Origin of the sequence: Acinetobacter sp. TAC-1, from assembly GCF_029025845.1 — a bacterium.
Classification (GTDB): Bacteria; Pseudomonadota; Gammaproteobacteria; order Pseudomonadales; family Moraxellaceae; genus Acinetobacter; species Acinetobacter guillouiae.
In genome coordinates this window covers 4,232,757-4,252,465 of record NZ_CP118892.1, presented here as the reverse complement: position 1 = coordinate 4,252,465, position 19,709 = coordinate 4,232,757, and the positions used below count along the sequence as shown (strand labels likewise).

General features: G+C 39.1%; 20 protein-coding genes. 9 read left to right on the top strand and 11 right to left on the bottom strand.

The annotated features are described in order from the left end of the window. Window positions 1-128 precede the first annotated feature (128 nt). Window positions 129-1,154, bottom strand: a complete 1,026-nt coding sequence (locus PYV58_RS19845; RefSeq protein WP_034611622.1) for an OmpA family protein — start codon at window positions 1,152-1,154, stop codon at window positions 129-131. Window positions 1,155-1,481: 327 nt separating this feature from the next. Here PYV58_RS19845 and PYV58_RS19840 point away from each other — a divergent pair, with 327 nt between their 5' ends. Continuing rightward, window positions 1,482-1,670 carry a hypothetical protein gene (locus PYV58_RS19840; protein ID WP_004718115.1) on the top strand — a complete coding sequence of 63 codons (189 nt, stop codon included), beginning with the start codon at window positions 1,482-1,484 and terminating at the stop codon, window positions 1,668-1,670. Between the two features lie 31 nt (window positions 1,671-1,701). Here the strand turns inward: PYV58_RS19840 and ptsP are convergent, their stop codons facing one another. Continuing rightward, window positions 1,702-3,996 carry a phosphoenolpyruvate--protein phosphotransferase gene (gene ptsP / locus PYV58_RS19835; protein WP_004718112.1) on the bottom strand — a complete coding sequence of 765 codons (2,295 nt, stop codon included), beginning with the start codon at window positions 3,994-3,996 and terminating at the stop codon, window positions 1,702-1,704. Between the two features lie 77 nt (window positions 3,997-4,073). Further along, window positions 4,074-4,577: an RNA pyrophosphohydrolase gene (locus PYV58_RS19830; protein ID WP_004718109.1), complete on the bottom strand. Its 504-nt coding sequence runs from the start codon at window positions 4,575-4,577 to the stop codon at window positions 4,074-4,076. A 184-nt stretch (window positions 4,578-4,761) separates the two neighbouring features. On the opposite strand from PYV58_RS19830, the gene PYV58_RS19825 reads away from it, so the two are divergent. Together PYV58_RS19825 and PYV58_RS19820 are read left to right on the top strand one after the other, a co-directional pair. After that, window positions 4,762-5,412 carry an HAD family hydrolase gene (locus PYV58_RS19825; RefSeq protein WP_034611625.1) on the top strand — a complete coding sequence of 217 codons (651 nt, stop codon included), beginning with the start codon at window positions 4,762-4,764 and terminating at the stop codon, window positions 5,410-5,412. Window positions 5,413-5,590: 178 nt separating this feature from the next. Next, the gene (locus tag PYV58_RS19820; protein WP_004718105.1) at window positions 5,591-5,833 is read left to right on the top strand and encodes a DUF2789 domain-containing protein; all 243 of its coding nucleotides are present in this window, start codon (window positions 5,591-5,593) and stop codon (window positions 5,831-5,833) included. A 118-nt stretch (window positions 5,834-5,951) separates the two neighbouring features. Here PYV58_RS19820 and PYV58_RS19815 read toward each other — a convergent pair whose 3' ends face one another. Continuing rightward, window positions 5,952-6,809, bottom strand: coding sequence for a LysR family transcriptional regulator (locus PYV58_RS19815; protein ID WP_004718104.1), 858 nt, complete (start codon window positions 6,807-6,809; stop codon window positions 5,952-5,954). Between the two features lie 574 nt (window positions 6,810-7,383). Here PYV58_RS19815 and PYV58_RS19810 point away from each other — a divergent pair. Beyond that, window positions 7,384-7,869 (top strand): hypothetical protein, encoded by a 486-nt coding sequence (locus PYV58_RS19810; RefSeq protein ID WP_227504215.1) that lies wholly within the window; start codon window positions 7,384-7,386, stop codon window positions 7,867-7,869. A 29-nt stretch (window positions 7,870-7,898) separates the two neighbouring features. On the opposite strand, the gene PYV58_RS19805 is transcribed toward PYV58_RS19810, so the two are convergent. Then, the gene (locus PYV58_RS19805; protein ID WP_171066891.1) at window positions 7,899-8,147 is read right to left on the bottom strand and encodes a DUF2061 domain-containing protein; all 249 of its coding nucleotides are present in this window, start codon (window positions 8,145-8,147) and stop codon (window positions 7,899-7,901) included. 423 nt (window positions 8,148-8,570) lie between these two features. Between PYV58_RS19805 and leuC the strand changes: the two genes are divergently transcribed. The 4 genes from leuC to leuB all read left to right on the top strand — a co-directional run bounded on the left by leuC (window position 8,571) and on the right by leuB (window position 12,488). After that, on the top strand, window positions 8,571-10,019 hold the full coding sequence (leuC, locus tag PYV58_RS19800) for a 3-isopropylmalate dehydratase large subunit (protein WP_004818782.1): 1,449 nt from the start codon (window positions 8,571-8,573) through the stop codon (window positions 10,017-10,019). A 21-nt stretch (window positions 10,020-10,040) separates the two neighbouring features. Continuing rightward, entirely contained in the window at window positions 10,041-10,691 is a 651-nt protein-coding gene (gene leuD / locus PYV58_RS19795) for a 3-isopropylmalate dehydratase small subunit (protein WP_004718096.1), read from the top strand. A 105-nt stretch (window positions 10,692-10,796) separates the two neighbouring features. Further along, a complete protein-coding gene (locus PYV58_RS19790; protein WP_034611630.1) occupies window positions 10,797-11,366 on the top strand; it encodes a hypothetical protein in 570 nt (189 codons plus the stop codon). 42 nt (window positions 11,367-11,408) lie between these two features. Beyond that, a complete protein-coding gene (gene leuB, locus PYV58_RS19785) occupies window positions 11,409-12,488 on the top strand; it encodes a 3-isopropylmalate dehydrogenase (RefSeq protein ID WP_004718091.1) in 1,080 nt (359 codons plus the stop codon). A gap of 135 nt (window positions 12,489-12,623) precedes the next feature. Here the strand turns inward: leuB and PYV58_RS19780 are convergent, their stop codons facing one another. Together PYV58_RS19780 and infA are read right to left on the bottom strand one after the other, a co-directional pair. Continuing rightward, entirely contained in the window at window positions 12,624-12,998 is a 375-nt protein-coding gene (locus tag PYV58_RS19780) for a hypothetical protein (RefSeq protein WP_004818791.1), read from the bottom strand. A gap of 360 nt (window positions 12,999-13,358) precedes the next feature. Then, window positions 13,359-13,580: a translation initiation factor IF-1 gene (infA, locus tag PYV58_RS19775; RefSeq protein WP_004718087.1), complete on the bottom strand. Its 222-nt coding sequence runs from the start codon at window positions 13,578-13,580 to the stop codon at window positions 13,359-13,361. Window positions 13,581-13,808: 228 nt separating this feature from the next. On the opposite strand from infA, the gene PYV58_RS19770 reads away from it, so the two are divergent. Beyond that, entirely contained in the window at window positions 13,809-14,819 is a 1,011-nt protein-coding gene (locus PYV58_RS19770; RefSeq protein ID WP_004818793.1) for an AraC family transcriptional regulator, read from the top strand. A gap of 86 nt (window positions 14,820-14,905) precedes the next feature. Here the strand turns inward: PYV58_RS19770 and truA are convergent, their stop codons facing one another. From truA to PYV58_RS19750, 4 genes are read right to left on the bottom strand one after another with little or no spacing between them, the layout of a single operon-like run. Continuing rightward, window positions 14,906-15,703: a tRNA pseudouridine(38-40) synthase TruA gene (truA, locus tag PYV58_RS19765; protein ID WP_004718082.1), complete on the bottom strand. Its 798-nt coding sequence runs from the start codon at window positions 15,701-15,703 to the stop codon at window positions 14,906-14,908. Window positions 15,704-15,711: 8 nt separating this feature from the next. Further along, a complete protein-coding gene (locus PYV58_RS19760) occupies window positions 15,712-16,686 on the bottom strand; it encodes an asparaginase domain-containing protein (RefSeq protein ID WP_034611706.1) in 975 nt (324 codons plus the stop codon). Window positions 16,687-16,734: 48 nt separating this feature from the next. Continuing rightward, window positions 16,735-18,033: a hypothetical protein gene (locus PYV58_RS19755; protein WP_034611634.1), complete on the bottom strand. Its 1,299-nt coding sequence runs from the start codon at window positions 18,031-18,033 to the stop codon at window positions 16,735-16,737. A gap of 46 nt (window positions 18,034-18,079) precedes the next feature. After that, on the bottom strand, window positions 18,080-19,585 hold the full coding sequence (locus PYV58_RS19750; RefSeq protein ID WP_034611636.1) for a hypothetical protein: 1,506 nt from the start codon (window positions 19,583-19,585) through the stop codon (window positions 18,080-18,082). Between the last annotated feature and the right edge of the window lie 124 nt (window positions 19,586-19,709).

Genomic DNA, 19,709 nt, shown 5'->3' with positions numbered 1-19,709 from the left:
TGTAAAATGATTGCTAGATAGAGTTTTACTGAGTACATCGTGTATGTAGTGAGTGAGCTATTTTTAAAAGAAAACCCATTTATTTATAATGGGTTTTCTTTGTTCAATGAACTCAGCATTTCACAGAATTAATTAGATTTAATCAGCTCAACTCTACGATTTAAAGCTTTACCGTCTTCAGTTGAATTATCCGCAATAGGGTGTGTATCTCCCAAGCCTTTGGCTGTTAAACGGCTTTGTTGAATTCCAGTATTATTGGTTAAAGCCTTAACAACAGCATTTGCACGTTGTTCTGAAAGCGTTTGATTATGTTTGGTATCACCTGAATTATCTGTATGACCATTAATACTCAATTTGAGTTCAGGGTTGTTTTTTAGCAGTTGAATGACTTGTTCAATTTGGGGTTGAGAGTCAGGCAAAATATTCGCTTGATCCGTGGCAAAGTTAACCTCAATATTGACTTTATTGTCCTTATCCAAAGCTGTTTTGAGTTGGTCTGAACTTAATGCTTTAGCTGTAATTTCAACAGGTTTAGTTTCTGCGACGAATAGGCCAGCATGTCCATTCCCTGTCTGTGTCAATTGGAACCAAATATTTTTATTCGCTTGACGTATCACAAAGGTCTGTGTCGGGTTATTAAAAACATCTCCCAATCCTGCAACATAATCGACTTGGAATTTTTGTGGGATCTTTTCTAATTCTTGTTGAGGAATTTTACTCTGGGTAATTTGTTTGCCACCCAATTGCTGGATTACATTTTCCAAATTACGTTGCAATTCTAAAAAACTTCCTTCTTTATAATTTTCATTTTGTTGAATGGCTGCACTATATAATTGACCTTCAATATTTTCGATATGTTGACCTGTCCAAAATGGTATTTTCTCAAAATTTACGCTGGTTGCTTCGTGAAACTGATAGCCATTTGGCAAAGAAATATATGGAAACTGACCGAGTGTAATATTTGAAATTGGAATCTTGGAAAGATCAAAAGTGTTCTCTGTAGATTCAGTTTTCACAGTTTCAGATGGTACAGAACTCGCACTTGATTCAGTTGTTATGACTTCCGCTTTTTCAGGTTTACTACATGCGATTAAACCAAGTGTAGGGATAACCAACAATAGTAGAAAACTCGATAATTTCTTTTGATTGAACACATGATCCTCCAGTTCTAACTCATTACCCTATATTTTATTGAGCATATTTATATTCAAATTTCTTTAAATACTATAGATAACAATACTCATGAATTACATGAAGTTTTCAATCTGATTTGTAAAATTTTAATTAAATTAAAGATGATCTTCTGATGATTAAAATCAATTTGAGATAAATCTGCAAATTTGCCTTGATGCAATAGGTAAAAAGAGTGCACTAGGAAATAGTCACAAACTTGATCAATACAAATACTTGTATTCTACACAAAAAAGCGTAATATCAGATTCCCACTGATCAAGTGGTATACAGCAAAATAGGTAAAGAAAATGGCAAAGAAAAAAGCAATGCCAGAGGTTGTGATTCACAACTTTGTGGCCAAACACATGCATGAAGTCAACAAAAGCCAAGTGTTTGTAGATCGTAAAAAGAATGCAAAACGTGGTTATGATAAACACAAAAAAGGTCGATATTCTGATGATTATCGGCCTTTTTTGTGGACTGCAATTTTTGCTTAAATAATTATAAAAATCTAATAAAAATAAACAATTAAATATTGACTAGACGATTCGATTTCACCATATCAGCCAAACCATGATGTTTAAAGTAATACTCCATCCAGCTCTTGACCATGAGTGGGTTATTCATCGCAATCACTTCTTCTAATAGCTTTTGTGCATCTGTCATTGATACATGACAAATCGCTTTACGCACTCGCAGAATATTACTTGAACTCATCGATAATGTATTGAATCCCATTGCCATAAGTAAGATAGCTGAGAGTGGGTCGCCTGCCATTTCTCCACAAATACTGATCGGTTTTTCATACTTATGACATTCTTGAACCAAACGCGTTAAAGCGCGAAGTACAGAAGGGTGGAAGTGTGAATAAACACTGGATACACGTGGATTATTACGATCAACTGCCAATAAATATTGAATCAAGTCATTTGAACCGACTGAGAAGAAATCGACCAATTCAGCAAATTCACCAATTTGTAAAAGCACACTCGGTACTTCAACCATAATCCCGATTTTCGGTTTGGCGAAGTTAACTTGCTCTTCTTCTTGAACCGCAATCCAGTCACGTTCCAGTAGGTAAAGTGCTTCTTCTACTTCACTGACACTGGTGACCATTGGCAATAAAATATGCAGATTGTTTAAGCCGATACTGGCTTTTAACATTGCTCTGATTTGTGAAGAAAAAATTTCAGGGTGATCGAGAGTAAAACGAATGCCACGCCATCCTAAAGCTGAGTTTTCTTCTTCAATTTGGAAATATGGCAGGTCTTTATCCGCACCAATATCAAGTGTACGCATCACCACAGGTTTGTTGGCAAAGTGACTCAGCTGTTGACGATAAATCGCACGCTGTTCTTCTTCGCCCGGGAAACGTTCACGCAGCATAAATGGAATTTCAGAACGATAAAGTCCTACACCTTTTGCACCACGTTGAACTCCACGTACCACATCAATCATTAGACCGGTATTGACATACAGCTTTACTGCAACACCATCAGGGGTAATGGCATCTTTGGTTTCGTATTGCTTTAAATCTTTGGCAATTTGTTCTTCTTCTTTTTGGATCTCTTTATAACGTGTACGTAAACGACGTGGTGGATTGACAAAAACCCGACCTTGATAAGCATCGACAATCATTTCAACATCATCAAGGGTATTTACTGGCAGCTCAGTAACACCCACGACGGTTGGAATACCGAGTGCACGGGCGACAATCACCATGTGGGAGTTGGCAGCCCCTTCAGAGGTTACAATTGCGGCGATTTTATCTACAGGAAGCTCAACCAAAGCAGCCGTACTAATCTCATCTCCAATTAAAATACTTTCAGAGGTGATCTCTTTATGGCTGGTATCACCTTCTTGTAATGCTGCTAGGATTCGGCGTCCAAGGTCTTTTAAATCAGATACACGTTCACGTAAATAGTCATCTTCCATTTGTGCAAAAAGCGCAACATGGCGTTCAATCACATTTTTAACTGCACCTTGCGCCCAGCTTCCATCTCGAATAATTTCTTTAATTTCAGCAGGTAGGGCATTTTCATCCAACATACGTAAGAACACGCTAAATAAAGCACGTTCCTCCGCCATGAGTGAATCTTGCATTTTGTCATCAAGCGATTGAATTTCATTGCGTACAGACGCAATAGCTTGGTCTAAAAGCTTAAGTTCTTCACTGATATCATCCGCATCACGGTCTGGGACTGAAGCTAAATCTGCCGGAGGGTAAAGGATGATGGCACGCCCAAGTGCAATGCCGCCTGCACCAGATGAACCTTGGAAGGTCTTGTAGTTAGATGAATTGCTGGGTTTACGGAAAACATCAATATTACCCACTGCATGTGCATGAGCAATTACCCCAGAGAGTTGCGCACATAAGGTCACCAGAAATGATTCTGCTGCCTCGCTAAAATCTTGAGGTTCGGTGTTCTGAACCACCATCACGCCCATCACTTTGCGGCGATACATGACTGGCACACCAAGGAACGAGTTATAGATCTCTTCCCCTGTCTCGGGGAAGTAGGCAAACCGTTCATGTTTAAACGCATTGTCTAAGTTGACAATCTCTTCACGTTGCCCCACTAAACCAACCAAACCCTCGCCAAGTTGTAAGGAAACTGTCCCTACAGATTCTTGGTTTAAGCCTTTGGTTGCCATGAGTACATAACGTTGGTTACGTTCATCTAAAAGGTAAATAGAGCAAACATCAACATGCATGGCTTCGGAAACTTGATTAACCATGATTTCCAAAGAATCATGCAAACTGACTGACGCATTGATCTCTTGTACAATACGTCTTAATGTGTCCAGTTGCATGTTCGACATGGATGTATGCTCCTAATTTAAGCTATGTTTTAAAGCGACTTCATCAGTATTATTTATAACAGTACTACCTTGAAAAATCATTCATATTTTGAAGAAATTTCAGCTGTATATTGCGGCATTCGCATACATAACTCCATCATCGCTTTACGATAAACATCTCGTTTAAAATTCACCACTTGTCCAAGTGGGTACCAGTAACTAACCCATTGCCATTGATCAAACTCCGGCGGGTCAGAGAGATTCAACTGAATATGTTTCGTTGAAGCTGTGAGTTTCAGTAAAAACCATTTTTGCTTTTGTCCAATACAAATCGGATCGGAATCCGAGCGAATGTATCGAAGCGGCAAACGATAATGCAACCAGTCATCTGTCTGGGCAATAATTTGGACATGTTCGGGTAGGAGCCCAACTTCTTCTCGTAGTTCTCTAAATAGAGCTTGCTCAGGAGTCTCTCCAAACTGGATGCCTCCTTGAGGAAATTGCCAAGCATTGTGTCCAATGCGTTTTGCCCATAAAACTTGTCCAATATCGTTTGCCAAAATGATCCCGACGTTGGGTCGGAAACCTTCTGAGTCGATCATTTGGCTACCTAAAATTTGTTAATTTCATTTGACTTTATATATGGGGACATACACTCTTTTGTCCAACTCGATAAAGTCAAAGTAATAATGTTTTAAAATTGCTATGATCTTAACGAATTTCTATCGACTAGCGGTGATAGATTTACAAATTTTTTCTTAAATTTCAGTTTAAACGAGTATTTTCATGGAATTGGCGCTGTTTGACTTAGATCACACCTTATTAAATACAGATTCTGACCATTCTTGGGGAGAGTTCTTAGTCAATGAAGGCTTGGTCGATCCAGTCCGACATCGTGCGATGAATGATCAGTTTTATGAAGACTATAAAGCAGGCAAGCTTGATCCAATTGCTTATAATGAATTTGTCTTTGAGTTTCTTACTCAACACGATAATGATTATTTAACTGAATTACATCAGTTGTTTATACAAAAAGTGATTCGTCCACAAATGCGTCCAGCTGGTTTTGCCGCGATTCAAAAACATAAAGATTTAGGCCATGCGTTGGTTGGTATTACAGCAACTTCAGATTTTATTACAGCACCTATTTTCCGTGAATTTGGTATCAGCGAAATTATTGCGACCAATGCTGAAATAAAAGATGGGAAATACACGGGGAAAGTGATCAATATTCCATGTTACCAAAAAGGTAAATTGGCACGTTTGGATCAATGGCTCGATGGTCGTACTGTCACTGAATCATGGGCTTATTCAGATTCGATTAATGACCGTTTTTTATTGGAATATGCTGACCATGCGATTGCAGTAAATCCTGATGATCGTCTTGAGCATCTGGCAAAAGAACAGGGTTGGGATATCCAAGATTGGTCGATTTGAGCTGGGCTGATTATTGTGATTTAAAGCAGTGTTGATCACTGCTTTTTTATGGCTTGATTGTTTTGTCAAGAATGAGAAGTTTTGTAAATATTTTTATAAATGAAGATTTTGTACTTCATTTATAGTGTAAAAATGCTATGTTGATTTGAGCACTTTTAAAACTGACGGAGATTATATAATGAGCCAGACACGTCCAAGAATGACCAATTTATTTGAACAACTCGGCTTGGATTCTAGCGAAGAAGCAATTCAAAGTTTTATTGAAAATCACCAGTTGGATGCAGATACTCTAATTACAGACGCATCTTATTGGAGTGAGGGACAACGTCAGTTTCTTGCTGAAAAAATTAAATCTGATGGTGAATGGGCATTAGTGGTTGATCAGTTAAATGAGTCTCTACATGAAGACTCAGTAAAGTAAAAAATTGTGCAATGAAGACTTTATAAGGGAATGAAGGGAAAGATAAGTACGACTATCCCTGTGTAATATGTAAATCCCTTATCTTGAGTAACAAGATAAGGGATTTTGATTGTAGGGATTATTTCATCATCTCAATCAATTCCTGCACAGCTCTAGACTGGGTACGTCCAGGATGCCAAACCATACCCAATTGGCGGTTCATTTCAAAACGAATATCAAGTTGTTGTAAGTCTTGATTTAACAAGGTTTTAGGTAGAACAGACCAGCCTAAACCAATGGAAACCAACATCCGAATAGATTCAAGCGGATTATTGCTCATGGTAATTTTTGGCTTTAAACCTTTCTTTTCAAATTCTGCCAAGGTGATTTGACTGGTATAAGTCTGTGCTGCTGGCAATAAGCTTGGGTATTCGATCAGATCTTCAAGCTTAAGGTTCTTTTTTTGTGCCAAAGGATGAAAAGGTGCAACCACGAATACCAAAGGATCATTCCAGATCGTGATATAACGCAAACGCTCATCACCTTGTGGCGGAAGGGTTAAAAATGCCAGTTCTAAATCCCCAGCAAGCACTTGTTCATGCGCTTGTTCAGAGTCCACAAAATGTACATCTAGTTTGACTTCAGGAAAGTGCTGTACATATTTTTTTAAATGCTGTGGTAAATGGTGTAGGCCAATATGGTGACTGGTGCCAATCTTGAGTTTTCCTCGAACTTCACCTTGCTCATGACTCAGGGTATGGTGAATATCTCCCAATTCATTTAACCAGTTTTTTACTTTAGGTAATAATGAATGCGCTGCATGTGTGGCTTGAACACCACGACCTGCAGACTCAAAAAGTTTGACGCCGAAATATTCTTCTAAGCTATGTATGCGTTTGGTGACAGCTGGCTGAGTAATAAACAGATGTTCTGCTGCCATAGAAATCGAACCAGTTTCCATAACTTTGACAAAGGCTTCAAAAGCAGCGAGATTCATAATATTTCCATCCATAAAGAATTTTTATGCGTAATTCATTATTTAGAAAATTTAAGAATTAATCAAAGTAATTTTCAAATTTTTTTATTTTTAGCAAAGTGATTGGTTCTATTCGTGCTTTGGAAAAATTTTAATACAACTTTTTACTGTACAATTTAAGCAAAGCTCATTTATATTCAGCGCATAAAAACAACAAAAGGAAAGCTATTTGAATCAACCAACAAACACCACCATTCACTATTTTCAACAACATACTAGAAATACCTTCTCTAAAACTTGGCTTCGATTTTTTACCACGATACTGATATTTTCTGCTCTAGGTTTAATCTTTGTATATTTTTTCAATATCTATTTCCCCATCATTATCATCGCTATTCTCAGCATAATTTGGTTGAAGCTTCGGTTAAATCGCCTAAGAAAAATGCAAGAGTTGGAGAATTTTAAATTTCCAAATCGTATTTGGCTTGCTTTTAAACAAAGACATCCAAATATCAGACAATCTTCTTATCCATTGATTGAAGAAGGTTTTAAAGACTATTTAGCAATTCATTTGTGGCGTAGGGGAGCTTATGCAATGCCTTCACACTCAGTAGACGCGTTATGGCATATATTGATTGAAGAATTTGATGACTTTTATCAGTCCATGAGCCAACGTTTTTTAGGTTATGAACTGATTCATAAACCGCATGATTTACAAGTAACAGAATCACAGCGGGCTGCTCAAAGACAGCAATTGCTCAATACTTGGCATGGGGCATGTGCTTTACATGGATTGAATCCACAAAACACGCAGGTCTTACCTCGAATTTTTCAGGTTGATGCCCATGTTCGATGGGAGCGGGGTTTAATTTTTAGCTTACCATTTATGATGACAATGTATAGCCAAATGACAAGTTCAACTTCAGATTTTCCACAGGCTTCTGCAACATCGTCATGTTCTTCTAGCTCATGTTCAGGATCAAGTTCATCCAGTGATTCGAGCCATTCACATAGTACAAGTTCTGATTCATCTTCCTCTTGTAGTAGTTGTAGCAGCTGTGGAGGAGGCGGTGGTGATTAGCAGCTCCAGCCACAGAAAATACATCTGATTTAGATTTTAATTTCAGTGCTTTGTGCTGCCTTTTGGTCTCGTTTATTCCAAGCCTTTTCATGGAAAAAGAATGCAAATGCTTGTACAGTCGGTTCAAGTAAACTTAATGTCACAGCCATCCAAAAATTACCAGTCACCGCATAAGCAACCAACATTGCTACTGTGATATGCATGATGTAATAGCTTAAGGTTTTTTTGAAAACACGTTGATTGCTTTGTAGGAAATTTTGGATACTCGCCATGAGAATCACCACTTATTAATTCAATAGTTAAATAATAATCATTATCAATTGTAATGTAAAAAGGTTTTTTTGATTAATGTTGATTGGATAAAGCGATATTTTATTCTTTATACATTGCATCGTGATTGTTGATATAGGAATTATTGAGTTCTTTTTAAATCATGGATTTGCTTAATTTATGGTTTAGGACGTACATTTATTGGTTTAAGCTCTATTTTTTCTTGATGATTAAGCCAAGTGCTTTTAAAGTCATTGAAAATATATCATTGATTTAAATACTTTATAAAGGTGATTTTAGGAGCATTTATTTGGATAAAATCAATTCCAAAAAGTTTTTAAATTAATAAAAATGATAAATTAGATTTATGTAAAAACGTGGTTATAATTGAGTGAATGAAAGAATTACCCAGTCCAGTGGAGCATTTCGACATGGCAGGCGAAAACCAAAAAGCAAAAACAGAATCAGTAAAAACTTTGTATGACAAATTGTGGGATGACCATCTTGTAACACAACGTGATGATGGTTCAGCATTACTTTATATCGACCGTCATTTATTGCATGAAGTGACTTCTCCACAAGCATTCGAAGGCTTACAACTTGCTGGGCGTAAACCTTGGCGTTTAAGTGCTAACGTTGCAACACCTGACCATAATGTTCCTACATCAACCAAAGAGCGTTCAGAAGGGATTGCTGGGATTGAAGATGATACTTCTCGTATCCAAGTTCAGACCTTAGACGATAACTGTAAAACCTTTAATGTAGTGCAGTTTGACATTAACGATGTGCGTCAAGGTATTGCACATGTCGTTGGACCAGAACAAGGTTTAACTTTACCGGGTATGACGGTGGTATGTGGTGACTCGCATACAGCGACACATGGCGCATTCGGTTGTTTGGCACACGGGATCGGAACGTCAGAAGTTGAACATGTATTGGCAACACAATGCTTAGTACAGAAGAAAATGAAAAACATGTTGGTGCGTGTGGACGGAACATTAGGTCAAGGCGTTACCCCAAAAGACGTGGTTTTGGCAATTATTGGTAAAATCGGAACGGCTGGCGGTACAGGGCATGCGATTGAATTTGGTGGTCAGGTATTCCGTGATATGTCGATTGAAGGGCGTATGACTGTGTGCAATATGGCAATCGAAGGCGGTGCGCGTGTTGGTATGGTTGCTGTCGATGACAAAACGATTGAATATGTTAAAGATCGTCCTTATGCACCAACAGGCCAACAGTGGGATGCGGCAGTCGCGTATTGGAATACTTTACATTCTGATGAAGATGCACATTTTGATACGATCGTGGTTTTAAATGGTGAAGAAATTGAACCACAAGTGTCTTGGGGTACTTCTCCTGAGATGGTGATTCCTGTATCTCAAGCAGTTCCAACTTTGGAACAGGCCAAAGATGATGTACAGCGTAATGACTGGACCCGTGCGTATCAATATATGGGTTTAAATGCAGGTCAGGCATTGGCTGATATTCAATTAGACCGCGTATTCATTGGGTCTTGCACCAACTCACGTATTGAAGATATTCGTGCTGCTGCAGAAGTGGCAAAAGGTAAAAAAGTAGCGTCTAGTATTAAACAGGCCATGGTTGTTCCAGGCTCTGGTTTAGTGAAACAACAAGCGGAAGCGGAAGGTTTAGATAAAATCTTGATCGAAGCTGGTTTTGAGTGGCGTGAGCCAGGTTGTTCAATGTGTTTGGCGATGAATGCTGATAAGTTACAACCGGGTGAACATTGTGCATCGACTTCAAATCGTAACTTTGAAGGCCGTCAGGGCAATGGTGGACGTACTCACCTTGTCAGTCCAGCAATGGCAGCTGCGGCAGCAATTGCAGGTCACTTTGTTGATGTACGTTCATTCTAATCAGGCTTAAGGAGCAAAGAGATGAAAGCTTATACCGTTGAACAGGGTATTGTTGCACCCTTAGACCGTGCCAATGTAGATACCGACTTAATTATTCCAAAACAGTTTTTAAAATCAATTAAACGCACCGGTTTTGGTGATAACTTATTTGATGAATTACGTTATTTAGATGAAGGTTATCCGGGGCAAGACAATTCTAAACGTCCGAAGAATCCTGATTTTATTTTGAATCAGCCACGTTACCAAGCGGCATCTGTACTTATTTCTCGTGCCAATTTTGGTTGCGGTTCAAGCCGTGAACATGCGCCTTGGGCATTGGAAGAGTATGGTTTTCGCACAGTGATTGCACCAAGCTATGCTGATATCTTTTTCAATAACAGTTTTAAAAATGGCATGTTGCCAGTGATTTTGCCTGAATCTGTTGTGGATCAACTGTTTAAAGAATGTGCTGCTCAGGAAGGCTATCAATTAACCATTGATTTAGAAGCTCAAGAAGTCCGTACACCAAGTGGTGAAGCTTTTAAATTTGAAGTCGATCCATTTCGTAAACACTGTTTATTGAATGGCTTGGATGATATTGGGTTGACTTTACAGGCTGCGGATGAAATTCGTGCTTATGAAGAAAAAACCAAACAATCACGCCCTTGGGTATTTGCTGAAATTCAAGGTTAATTTTCAGCGAACATTTTACACATAGCGTGAATGCCTAACTCTTGCTAACATGCGAGTATAACAAAATGAATGTTGACTCAGTGAAGTGAGGGTTGGGGTTGAGCAATGACTAAGTTTTTGAGTTGCAGTGTTTTAATCGGTTTAACAAGCTTTATGCTTAGTGCATGTCAATCCACTCAAATGGTTGATTTAATGCGTATCAAGCAAGCTGAAAATAAATATGTCAGCCAAAATTCGGTTTCTGTCTATTGTTCAGGTGCAGAGCATTGTGAATTTGCGCGCTTAAATGATGTGATTATCATGGATGAACGTGCACAACGTGCCAATCGTAGCGCCATTCAAAAGGGTTATCTCAAATTAACGGGTGAGCCTTTAGATCAAAATGGTGTTTATTTAACGATTCCACCTCAGCAATATGAGATGGTGATTCGATTCTATCCAATCACTAAACAGCATGCTGAAGTTTTCCATGTTATTCATGATTTTAAAGCAAATCAAAAATACACATTTAAGATGTATCGCTTAAGGTCACAGGGTTCAGGAAGTTTACTGAATGTTTCTTCACCGACACCGCTATGTGTCGATATGGTTCAAGAAAAACGGACAATTCGCCGTTTTTGTCGCCCGCATAATGCGGTGACGGGCGTGAGCGAATTTGTTGAACAGAAGATTTAATCTCACATCAGTATAGATACTGAAAAATAAATGGAACTACAAATGTCTAAACAAATTTTGATTTTGGCAGGTGATGGTATCGGTCCTGAGATCGTTGCTGCTGCTGAAAAAGTACTGACACGTGTCAATGATAAATTTAATTTAGGTTTAACATGGGAACAAGGTTTGTTAGGGGGTGCAGCAATTGATGCACATGGCGAACCTTACCCAGCTGTAACAGCGGAACAAGCGAAAAAAGCAGATGCAATCTTACTGGGTGCTGTAGGCGGTCCAAAATGGGATAATATTGAACGTTCAATTCGTCCAGAACGTGGCTTATTGAAAATTCGTAGTGAATTAAATCTATTTGCTAACTTACGCCCTGCAATCCTTTATCCGCAATTGGCGGATGCGTCTAGTCTTAAACCAGAGATTGTTTCTGGGTTAGATATCCTTATTGTTCGTGAACTGACGGGTGGCATCTACTTTGGTCAACCACGTGGTATTCGTGAACTCGAAAATGGTGAGAAGCAAGGTTATAACACTGACGTTTATTCAGAGTCTGAAATTAAACGTATCGCAAAAGTTGCTTTTGAAATGGCAAACTTACGCGGCGGTAAAGTTTGTTCAGTGGATAAAGCCAACGTGCTTGAAGTGACTGAGCTTTGGAAGCAGACGGTGACTGCACTTAAAGAACAACAATACCCAAATATTCAACTTTCACATATGTACGTCGATAATGCAGCAATGCAATTGGTTCGTGCGCCAAAACAGTTTGATGTGATTGTGACAGGGAACTTGTTTGGTGACATTCTTTCCGATGAAGCAGCAATGCTAACCGGCTCTATTGGTATGCTTCCATCTGCTTCTTTAGATGAGAATGGCAAAGGTATGTATGAACCTTGTCATGGTTCTGCTCCTGACATTGCTGGGCAAAACGTTGCCAATCCACTTGCTACCATTCTTTCTGTGGCAATGATGCTACGCTACACCTTCCGTGAAGAAGTGGCTGCAAAAGCCATTGAGGATGCTGTAGGGCAAGTTTTAGACCAAGGCTTGCGTACTGGCGATATTATGTCTGATGGCATGCGTAAAGTTGGTACGGCTGAAATGGGTGAAGCTGTCGTTGCAGCGATTGCTTAAATACCTGTTTTAAATGCTTGGTAATAAAAAACACAGCTTAAGCTGTGTTTTTTATTGTTAAATTTTAGCTTTTGATAAAAGTCTATCCATTTTCTCGCCATTATAGCGATGGGTATTAGATTCACTTTAAAACAGCTAACAAGCTCGACCTAAATACTCAACAGATTCAGCAACACCATTTTTTAATAGAAAAATGACTTTACAATTAAAATTAATGTTATAGCTTGGTGTGGCAATGGCAATCGTAGAGCCTACAATCGCATTGCTTCCTGCCATAGGGATATTGATTTGTCTAAGAATGGTATAGCTTAAGGTGTTACTGGTGGTTTGAATTTTATCACTCACCTTATATCCCAAAGCCCGAAAATTTAGGGTACTTTGAATTTCAGCACTGGTTTTACCAATAAATTGCTGTAAATATTGATCTAAATTTGCAGGTCGGGTGTTTAAGCTTTTACATCCAACAAGTGCAACAGATGCCAATAAAAACATACATACATGTATTTTCATAAGTTTCACCTAATCCATAGTTAACTTAATTTAGAAATGATTTCTATTCAGTATAATAAATATACAGCCATATGTATGTAGCTTGGTTGCAGAGCAAACCAAGTGGTATAGATTTTACTAAAAAAGCGTCAAATAGACAGGACTGGTGAAGCCGTGAAAAGATCAGTTGTATTAAAATTTAGAACAAATTAGTGCTATCAACTTTGAAGTAAATGGATTACAAGTGATAAATAGGTATAGGAAACAGATTTTAATGTGTCAGATGTATAGTTGCCAGACGATAAAAGATCGTAAGCAGGAGGGTAAATCTTGTGGATAATGAAAAAGCCACCTAAAAGTGGCTTTTGCTTACACTAAAACTTAGCGTGCACGATATGTAATACGACCTTTTGTTAAGTCATATGGAGTCATTTCAACTTTTACATTATCGCCTGTTAAAATACGAATATAGTGTTTACGCATTTTACCAGAAATGTGAGCAATCACTTCGTGACCGTTTTCTAAACGCACACGGAACATAGTATTAGGAAGCGTTTCGGTGACAACGCCTTCGAACTCGATAAGTTCCTCTTTATTGGCCATAGCCTACCTGATGATCAAATTGGAAAGGCGCAAATTATAGGCAATTTTTTGCAGAAAGACAAGAATATTCGGCATTACAAGGCGGTAGATGACTTGAAAATAAGCGAACATATTGTTAAACAATTTCTACAAAAAAAAGCGGATAAATATTGTCAGTTTGGTCAATCGACTGTAATCTAAATTAAATGTTTTAAGTATAAATGAATAACATACAAGGAAGGGCACTGCGTGAGTCAGCTAACTGATGCTTCGGTTGTTTTACGATTAGGCTATCAAGCGATCCGTCGTGCAGGATTGCCGACAGAAGAAATATTATCAAAGGCTGGGGTAGCATTGGGTCAGGTTGACCAAAATGCTCGAACACCGTTGAATGCACAATTTGCATTTTGGGTCGCTGCGGAGGAAGTCAGTAATGATCCAGATATTGGTTTACACCTCGGAGAGCACTTGCCACTGTATCGTGGGCAAGTAATCGAACACTTGTTTATTTCAAGTGAAAACTTTGGCGAAGGCTTAAAGCGTGCTTTGGCTTATCAACGTTTAATTAGCGATGCATTTCATGCCAAATTGATCATTGATGACGATGGACGTTGTTATTTAACCAATGGTGAGCAGCCTTGGGGTGAGAACATCGTCAATCGTCATTTTTCAGAATGTGCTATTTCAGGGATTTTACGCTTCTTTAAATTTATCACTGAAGGACGTTTTGAACCGATTTACATCGATTTTAATTTCACCAATGGTGCTTCTGATGGTGAGTATTATCGTGTTTATGGTTGTCCTGTCAGTTTAGGGCAAAAAGAGACGCGTCTTTATTTTGATCCTTCAATTTTAGAATATCCATTGTGGCAAGCGGAACCTGAGTTATTGCAATTGCATGAACAACTTGCAATTGAAAAACTGCAAGAGCTTGCACGTTATGATTTGGTGGGTGAAGTACGTCGTGCGATAGGCTCCACTTTGGAAAGTGGTGAAACAACCCTTGAAACTGTTGCTGCACAACTCAGCATTACCCCGCGTCGTTTACGTACACAGCTTTCGGAAGCCAATACCAGCTTTCAACAAATTCTTTCAGATTATCGTTGTCGCTTAGCCAAGAAATTATTGGCCAATACCACTGAAAGTGTTGAGCGTATTGTTTATTTGACTGGATTCTCTGAGCCAAGTACTTTTTACCGCGCATTTAAACGCTGGACCAATGAAACGCCTGTGGAATATAGAAAGCGTAAACAGCGTTAAGTCGTATGTTGCGGGAAATGAACTGAACAGTTTTAATATAAAAAATCCTTCTATTGAGAAGGATTTTTTATATGAAGCCGCAAAAATTATTCAGGCATATTTAACCAATGTGGTCCTAACGGTGGTTGAGGCAATTCAAATTGTTCTGGGTAATCTGCATGAATAAAATAAAGTCCATCTGGTGGTGCGGTGATTCCTGCCGCTTTACGATCTTGTGCCGCAAAAATTTCATCAATATGATCCACTTCATATAGACCTTGGCCAATCTCAAGTAAGCAGCCCATGATATTACGTACCATGTGGTGTAAGAAGCCATCTGCCTGAATATCGAGAACTAGATAGTTGCCATGGCGAATTAAGCGACAATGTTTGACATGACGTACAGGTTGATTGGACTGACATGCCGCAGCACGGAAGCTTTCAAAATTATGCGTACCTTGAAATTTTTGCGCCGCTTCAATCATCTTATCCACATCGAGTGGATAATAGGCATGTGTCACTTGTTTATGTAACAGGGCTGGGCGATTTGCCGATTGATAGACCACATAACGATAACGACGTGCCTTTGCCTTAAAGCGTGCATGGAAATCGTTATCCATTTCTTTAATCCATTGGATTGAAATGTCTTTGGGCAATTGACTATTTGAACCCATTAACCAGCCACGTATAGGGCGAATCGCATTGGTGTCGAAGTGGGCCACCATATTGGTCGCATGGACACCCGCGTCAGTACGACCTGCACCATGTAAAATAATAGGCTCGTCGGCAATTTTACTGAGCACCTTTTCCATGGTTTCCTGAATACTACGTACGCCAGGCTGTTGAGTTTGCCAACCTTTATATCGCATGCCACAAAACTCAATACCAATTGCAAAACGTTGCATAAATACCTCTATTCAGGATGATCATACCAATGGTCATGCCATTGTTCCGAAGAGGGGTATTGTAAATAAATTTTAACAATTTTGGCATAAAGATCTGCTTGGCTCAGTGCATCACTGACTAAAATTTTTGAATCTTTGATCCATTGGCTAATTGCATAGCGTTGATCCATGCCGCCTAGAGGCACTTGAGTCGATAAAATGATTTGGCAGCCATTTTCCTGCAAGCTTTTAATTTTTTGGATAATGCCCGCATTTACGGCTAAATTACCTACCCCATAAGCTTGAATGATCAAGAAATGCGGAGCATGTTTGGAGAAAATTTCCAGATTATGTTCAAATTGTAATATTTCAGTCGGCACCATCATCCAATTGACGATATTGAGCGATTTGGCTTTTTCGATATGTGAAAGTTGTACCTGAATGACGGAATGATCTACCGCTATTTGCTGTTCGGCTTTGAGTCCTTTAAACGCATCTAAAGCAGTGCTATGGGCTTTTAATGTGGTTCTGGCATGAATCACTTGATGGTAGAAAGCCAAATATACGCCTACAGGAAGTCGAGTGACGGCATCCAGTGCGGTATTTAAATTATCCAGCGCATCGGTGAATTCTCGAGTATTGTCCCCTTGAATATTGAGCAGTGGATATTGGCTTCCAGTAAGGACGACATGACAGGACTCAGCTAAAAAGCGTGATAAGGTCGCCGCAGCATAACTGAGCGTGTCTGTGCCATGAATAATGACAAAGTGTTGGAAATTTTGGAGTTGTAGGCTTTGTATTTGTTGAATCAGCATAAGCCAGTCAATGGCTGTACATGCACTACTGTCTTTGATACTGGGCGCCTTAAAGCACTCAATTTTAAACTGAGGTGCTAAGACCTTTTTGAGTTGTGGAATAAACTCAGCATCAGGCATCGGCGCTAAAGGCTCGCCAATACAGCCAAAAGTTCCACCCATGTAAATTAAAGCAATTTTTTTGTTCATAATAAAAAAGCAGCCATTCATGACTGCTTTATCTTAAGACGAATAGATTTAAGAAGCTATTTGATTGAGTAAATTTTGTGATTGTTGGCGTTGTTCAGCGGTATACGCTGCTTCATTTTGTGAGAGTAGTTCACGAACGGAAGCATATGCACCCAAATTTAGATATTGTTGAGCAAGGTCTAAATTTAATTGAACTTCATTCACTTGAGCCAGCTCAGGGAATGAATGGAGTAATGGGTCGTTTGCATCTATGGCCAGACTGGTTTCAGCTTCACTAGGCGTTTCAAGGCTAAGTGTTGCTGTACTATGCACTTGCTCAACTGTTTCAGGTTTTGGATCTAAATCAAAACTAAAAGTAGGCTGTGTCTCTGGTTCAGTAGGCGTGAGTTTAAATTCAAACTCACGTACTGGTGTGCTTTCTTCAGTAGCTACTGGGGTAATCGGTTCAGCAAAATCAAGTTTGAATTCTGGTGCGACTTCAACTTCTGCTGCTTTTTCAACTGGAATTGCTGTAGGTTCATTTGCTGTAAACGTGAACTCTAACGGCTTAACAGTTTCAGTTTTAATTTCTGGGGCAGGAGGAACTACTTCAAAAGAAAGCTCAGGTGTTGTTGTTGGCGCTTTTTCAGGTGCAGGATCTAAATTAAATTCTAAAGGCTGAACAGGTTGTTGCGGTGTCTCAACTTTCTGCTCAACAAGCGTTGAATGATCGAATTCTAGCGCATCGACTTGTGCCAGATTTTGCGTTTCGGTTTTAGATACAGCGGGTTGTGAAATTGTTTCTGTATTTCCAATCAAGGCATCAAAGGCAGCTGTATTTTTGCTTTCTGGCACGACAGGGCTTGAGGGTTCAAAAGCAATCGATTCAACTGGGTGATCAGCTTGATTGGCTTTTCGTCGTTCTTCGGCTTGAATGACGATTTCGTCTAAGCCTAATGAACGAATATGATTAATCAATTGATTCACTGCAAATTCATCTTTTTGTGCCAGATGCACGTCTAAAAGATAAAGATAAAGTTCATGTTGAGCATTGTCTTGGTTTAAAACTTGATTGATTTTTGCTTCAGCAGAGAAATAGTTTTTCTCAGCAATCAGCTTTTCAATATTAGTTTTTAATTCAGGGCTTAATGGTTTTGTTGCTTGTTTAACAATAACTTCATCTTCAACAACAGTGGTCTGTTGTTTTTTTGAGGTACGCGCAGTGCGTGCAACATTTTTCTTTGAGGTCTTTTTATTGTTACTTTTTTTGTTATTGGTACTGGCGCTCTCTTTATTGGCATCCTCTCGTTTTTTGAGCACGATCGCCACGACCAAGAGTAGAACAAATGGAATCACATACAACAACATTTTATTTCCCCTTCATTGAGCACAATGAATCAATATTTTGAATATCCTAACTATTTGGTTTTTTTGCATTCTGCTGTTGTAATTGCTGTTGCAATTGAGCGAGCTGAGCATTTAATAATTGAATTCGCTGATTCTTTTGTTGTAAACCTGCTGCAAGTTGGTTCACATTCTTCTGTAATTTAACCGTTTTTTCACGAGAAGTCATAACTTTTGTAGATAATTCAGTAGTGGTCTGATTCAACTGTGTATTTTGCTTTCCTTGACTCTGAGCAGCGGGTTGTTCATTGTCTGCGACTAAACTCATTTCTGCTTGGTCTAAACGATATTTGGCAGAACCCGATTGCTTTTTGGCAATTTCAGGTGCAGCCGTTGCAACTTTATTTTTGCTTTGTGGTATTTGACGATAGCTGGCTGCAAGATTGAGTGCAGCACCACGACGAATACGGTTTACATCACCTTGAATAAACGCATTGGCATTATTTGCTTTAATTTGTCGCATCACTTCTGGAACGCTTTGATTGGTTTCTGCTGCAATCCGAGAAGCAATTTTCCACAGTGACTCATTGGCCTGAACAATATGCTTAGGTTGTTTATCTAATGCTTTATTGGCTTTTTCCTGTTTAAGTGCTTTTTGTGACTCCGCTTTCGATTTCGCTACGCGAGGCTCATTCGATTTTGCTTGCTTGGTCTCAGCTTTGGAATCTTTTGGCTTTTGTGATTCTGCTTTTTGCTCGTCTAATTTAGCGGGTGGGGTCTGAGCTTTTGCAGATTGCACTGGTGCTTTTTCGGCTGGTGGCTGAGGTACTTGTTGTACAGTTACCGTCGGTGTTTGTGGCGTATTCTGAGCACTGCTTTGATGATTGCTTTGAAGAGGGTTCGGAGTATTGGTTGTAGCCGCAGGCGGTGTGTTTGTCGCAACTGTGGTTGGTTTTTGTTCTGTTTTGAGAGCTGGTGGTGCAATCACATTAATCGCTAAAGTACCAGCTGAATCCGTTGTCGTCGTTGCTTTGGTTGCCATAACTGGTGGAGTTACGACTTCTGGCGTTGTCACGTGGTATTGCGTGCTGGTTGGTAAATTTAATGCAATATCTTTTTCGCTGACGATGATTTGAGGTGTCAGAGGCTTTTCTTTGACTAACGCATTGCTCATTGGAGCAGGGATGTTGCTACGCCCACGGGTCAATGGGGCTTTGACTTGTTGAATATGGGTCGCACTCCCTTCTTTGACTTTTAATAATATATTTAATTCAGATTCAACAATCGGGCGAGAAGAGGTAATCACAATCACCCCAGTGCCATCTCCTGAACGACGAGTATAAAAATTTAAATGTCCAGGTGCTTGCGTGGAAATACCAATATTTTGAATATCATCTGCATCGGCTAATCCGACTTCTATTTTTTCATTTGGATTTGCATTACTAAACTTCATTTCAGCATAAAGCAGATCACCAGACCCTGATTGAACTTGAATCGGGTCTATTGTAATCGCACTCACCGCTTGCGACGTCATGATGGCTAAAATGGCAATTTTTAATTTGTTATATACAGTCATCTCTATCCATTGCTCTGACAAAGTTCAAGGCATCCCCATAATACAATATTTAGCTGTAGTCTATATGTAAAATATTAACATTAGAGTTACATAAATATAGTTACATAAAAAAGCCGATCAAGAT

Excerpts from the sequence above, each read along its gene's own strand:
- truA (WP_004718082.1), bottom strand. The coding sequence starts at position 15,703 with ATGCAACGTTTTGCAATTGGTATTGAGTTTTGTGGCATGCGATATAAA.
- PYV58_RS19810 (WP_227504215.1), top strand. The coding sequence starts at position 7,384 with ATGCCTTCACACTCAGTAGACGCGTTATGGCATATATTGATTGAAGAA.
- leuC (WP_004818782.1), top strand. The coding sequence starts at position 8,571 with ATGGCAGGCGAAAACCAAAAAGCAAAAACAGAATCAGTAAAAACTTTG.
- PYV58_RS19840 (WP_004718115.1), top strand. The coding sequence starts at position 1,482 with ATGGCAAAGAAAAAAGCAATGCCAGAGGTTGTGATTCACAACTTTGTG.
- PYV58_RS19820 (WP_004718105.1), top strand. The coding sequence starts at position 5,591 with ATGAGCCAGACACGTCCAAGAATGACCAATTTATTTGAACAACTCGGC.
- PYV58_RS19815 (WP_004718104.1), bottom strand. The coding sequence starts at position 6,809 with ATGAATCTCGCTGCTTTTGAAGCCTTTGTCAAAGTTATGGAAACTGGT.
- leuB (WP_004718091.1), top strand. The coding sequence starts at position 11,409 with ATGTCTAAACAAATTTTGATTTTGGCAGGTGATGGTATCGGTCCTGAG.
- PYV58_RS19790 (WP_034611630.1), top strand. The coding sequence starts at position 10,797 with ATGACTAAGTTTTTGAGTTGCAGTGTTTTAATCGGTTTAACAAGCTTT.
- infA (WP_004718087.1), bottom strand. The coding sequence starts at position 13,580 with ATGGCCAATAAAGAGGAACTTATCGAGTTCGAAGGCGTTGTCACCGAA.
- PYV58_RS19755 (WP_034611634.1), bottom strand. The coding sequence starts at position 18,033 with ATGTTGTTGTATGTGATTCCATTTGTTCTACTCTTGGTCGTGGCGATC.
- PYV58_RS19825 (WP_034611625.1), top strand. The coding sequence starts at position 4,762 with ATGGAATTGGCGCTGTTTGACTTAGATCACACCTTATTAAATACAGAT.
- ptsP (WP_004718112.1), bottom strand. The coding sequence starts at position 3,996 with ATGTCGAACATGCAACTGGACACATTAAGACGTATTGTACAAGAGATC.
- PYV58_RS19830 (WP_004718109.1), bottom strand. The coding sequence starts at position 4,577 with ATGATCGACTCAGAAGGTTTCCGACCCAACGTCGGGATCATTTTGGCA.
- leuD (WP_004718096.1), top strand. The coding sequence starts at position 10,041 with ATGAAAGCTTATACCGTTGAACAGGGTATTGTTGCACCCTTAGACCGT.
- PYV58_RS19780 (WP_004818791.1), bottom strand. The coding sequence starts at position 12,998 with ATGAAAATACATGTATGTATGTTTTTATTGGCATCTGTTGCACTTGTT.
- PYV58_RS19750 (WP_034611636.1), bottom strand. The coding sequence starts at position 19,585 with ATGACTGTATATAACAAATTAAAAATTGCCATTTTAGCCATCATGACG.
- PYV58_RS19760 (WP_034611706.1), bottom strand. The coding sequence starts at position 16,686 with ATGAACAAAAAAATTGCTTTAATTTACATGGGTGGAACTTTTGGCTGT.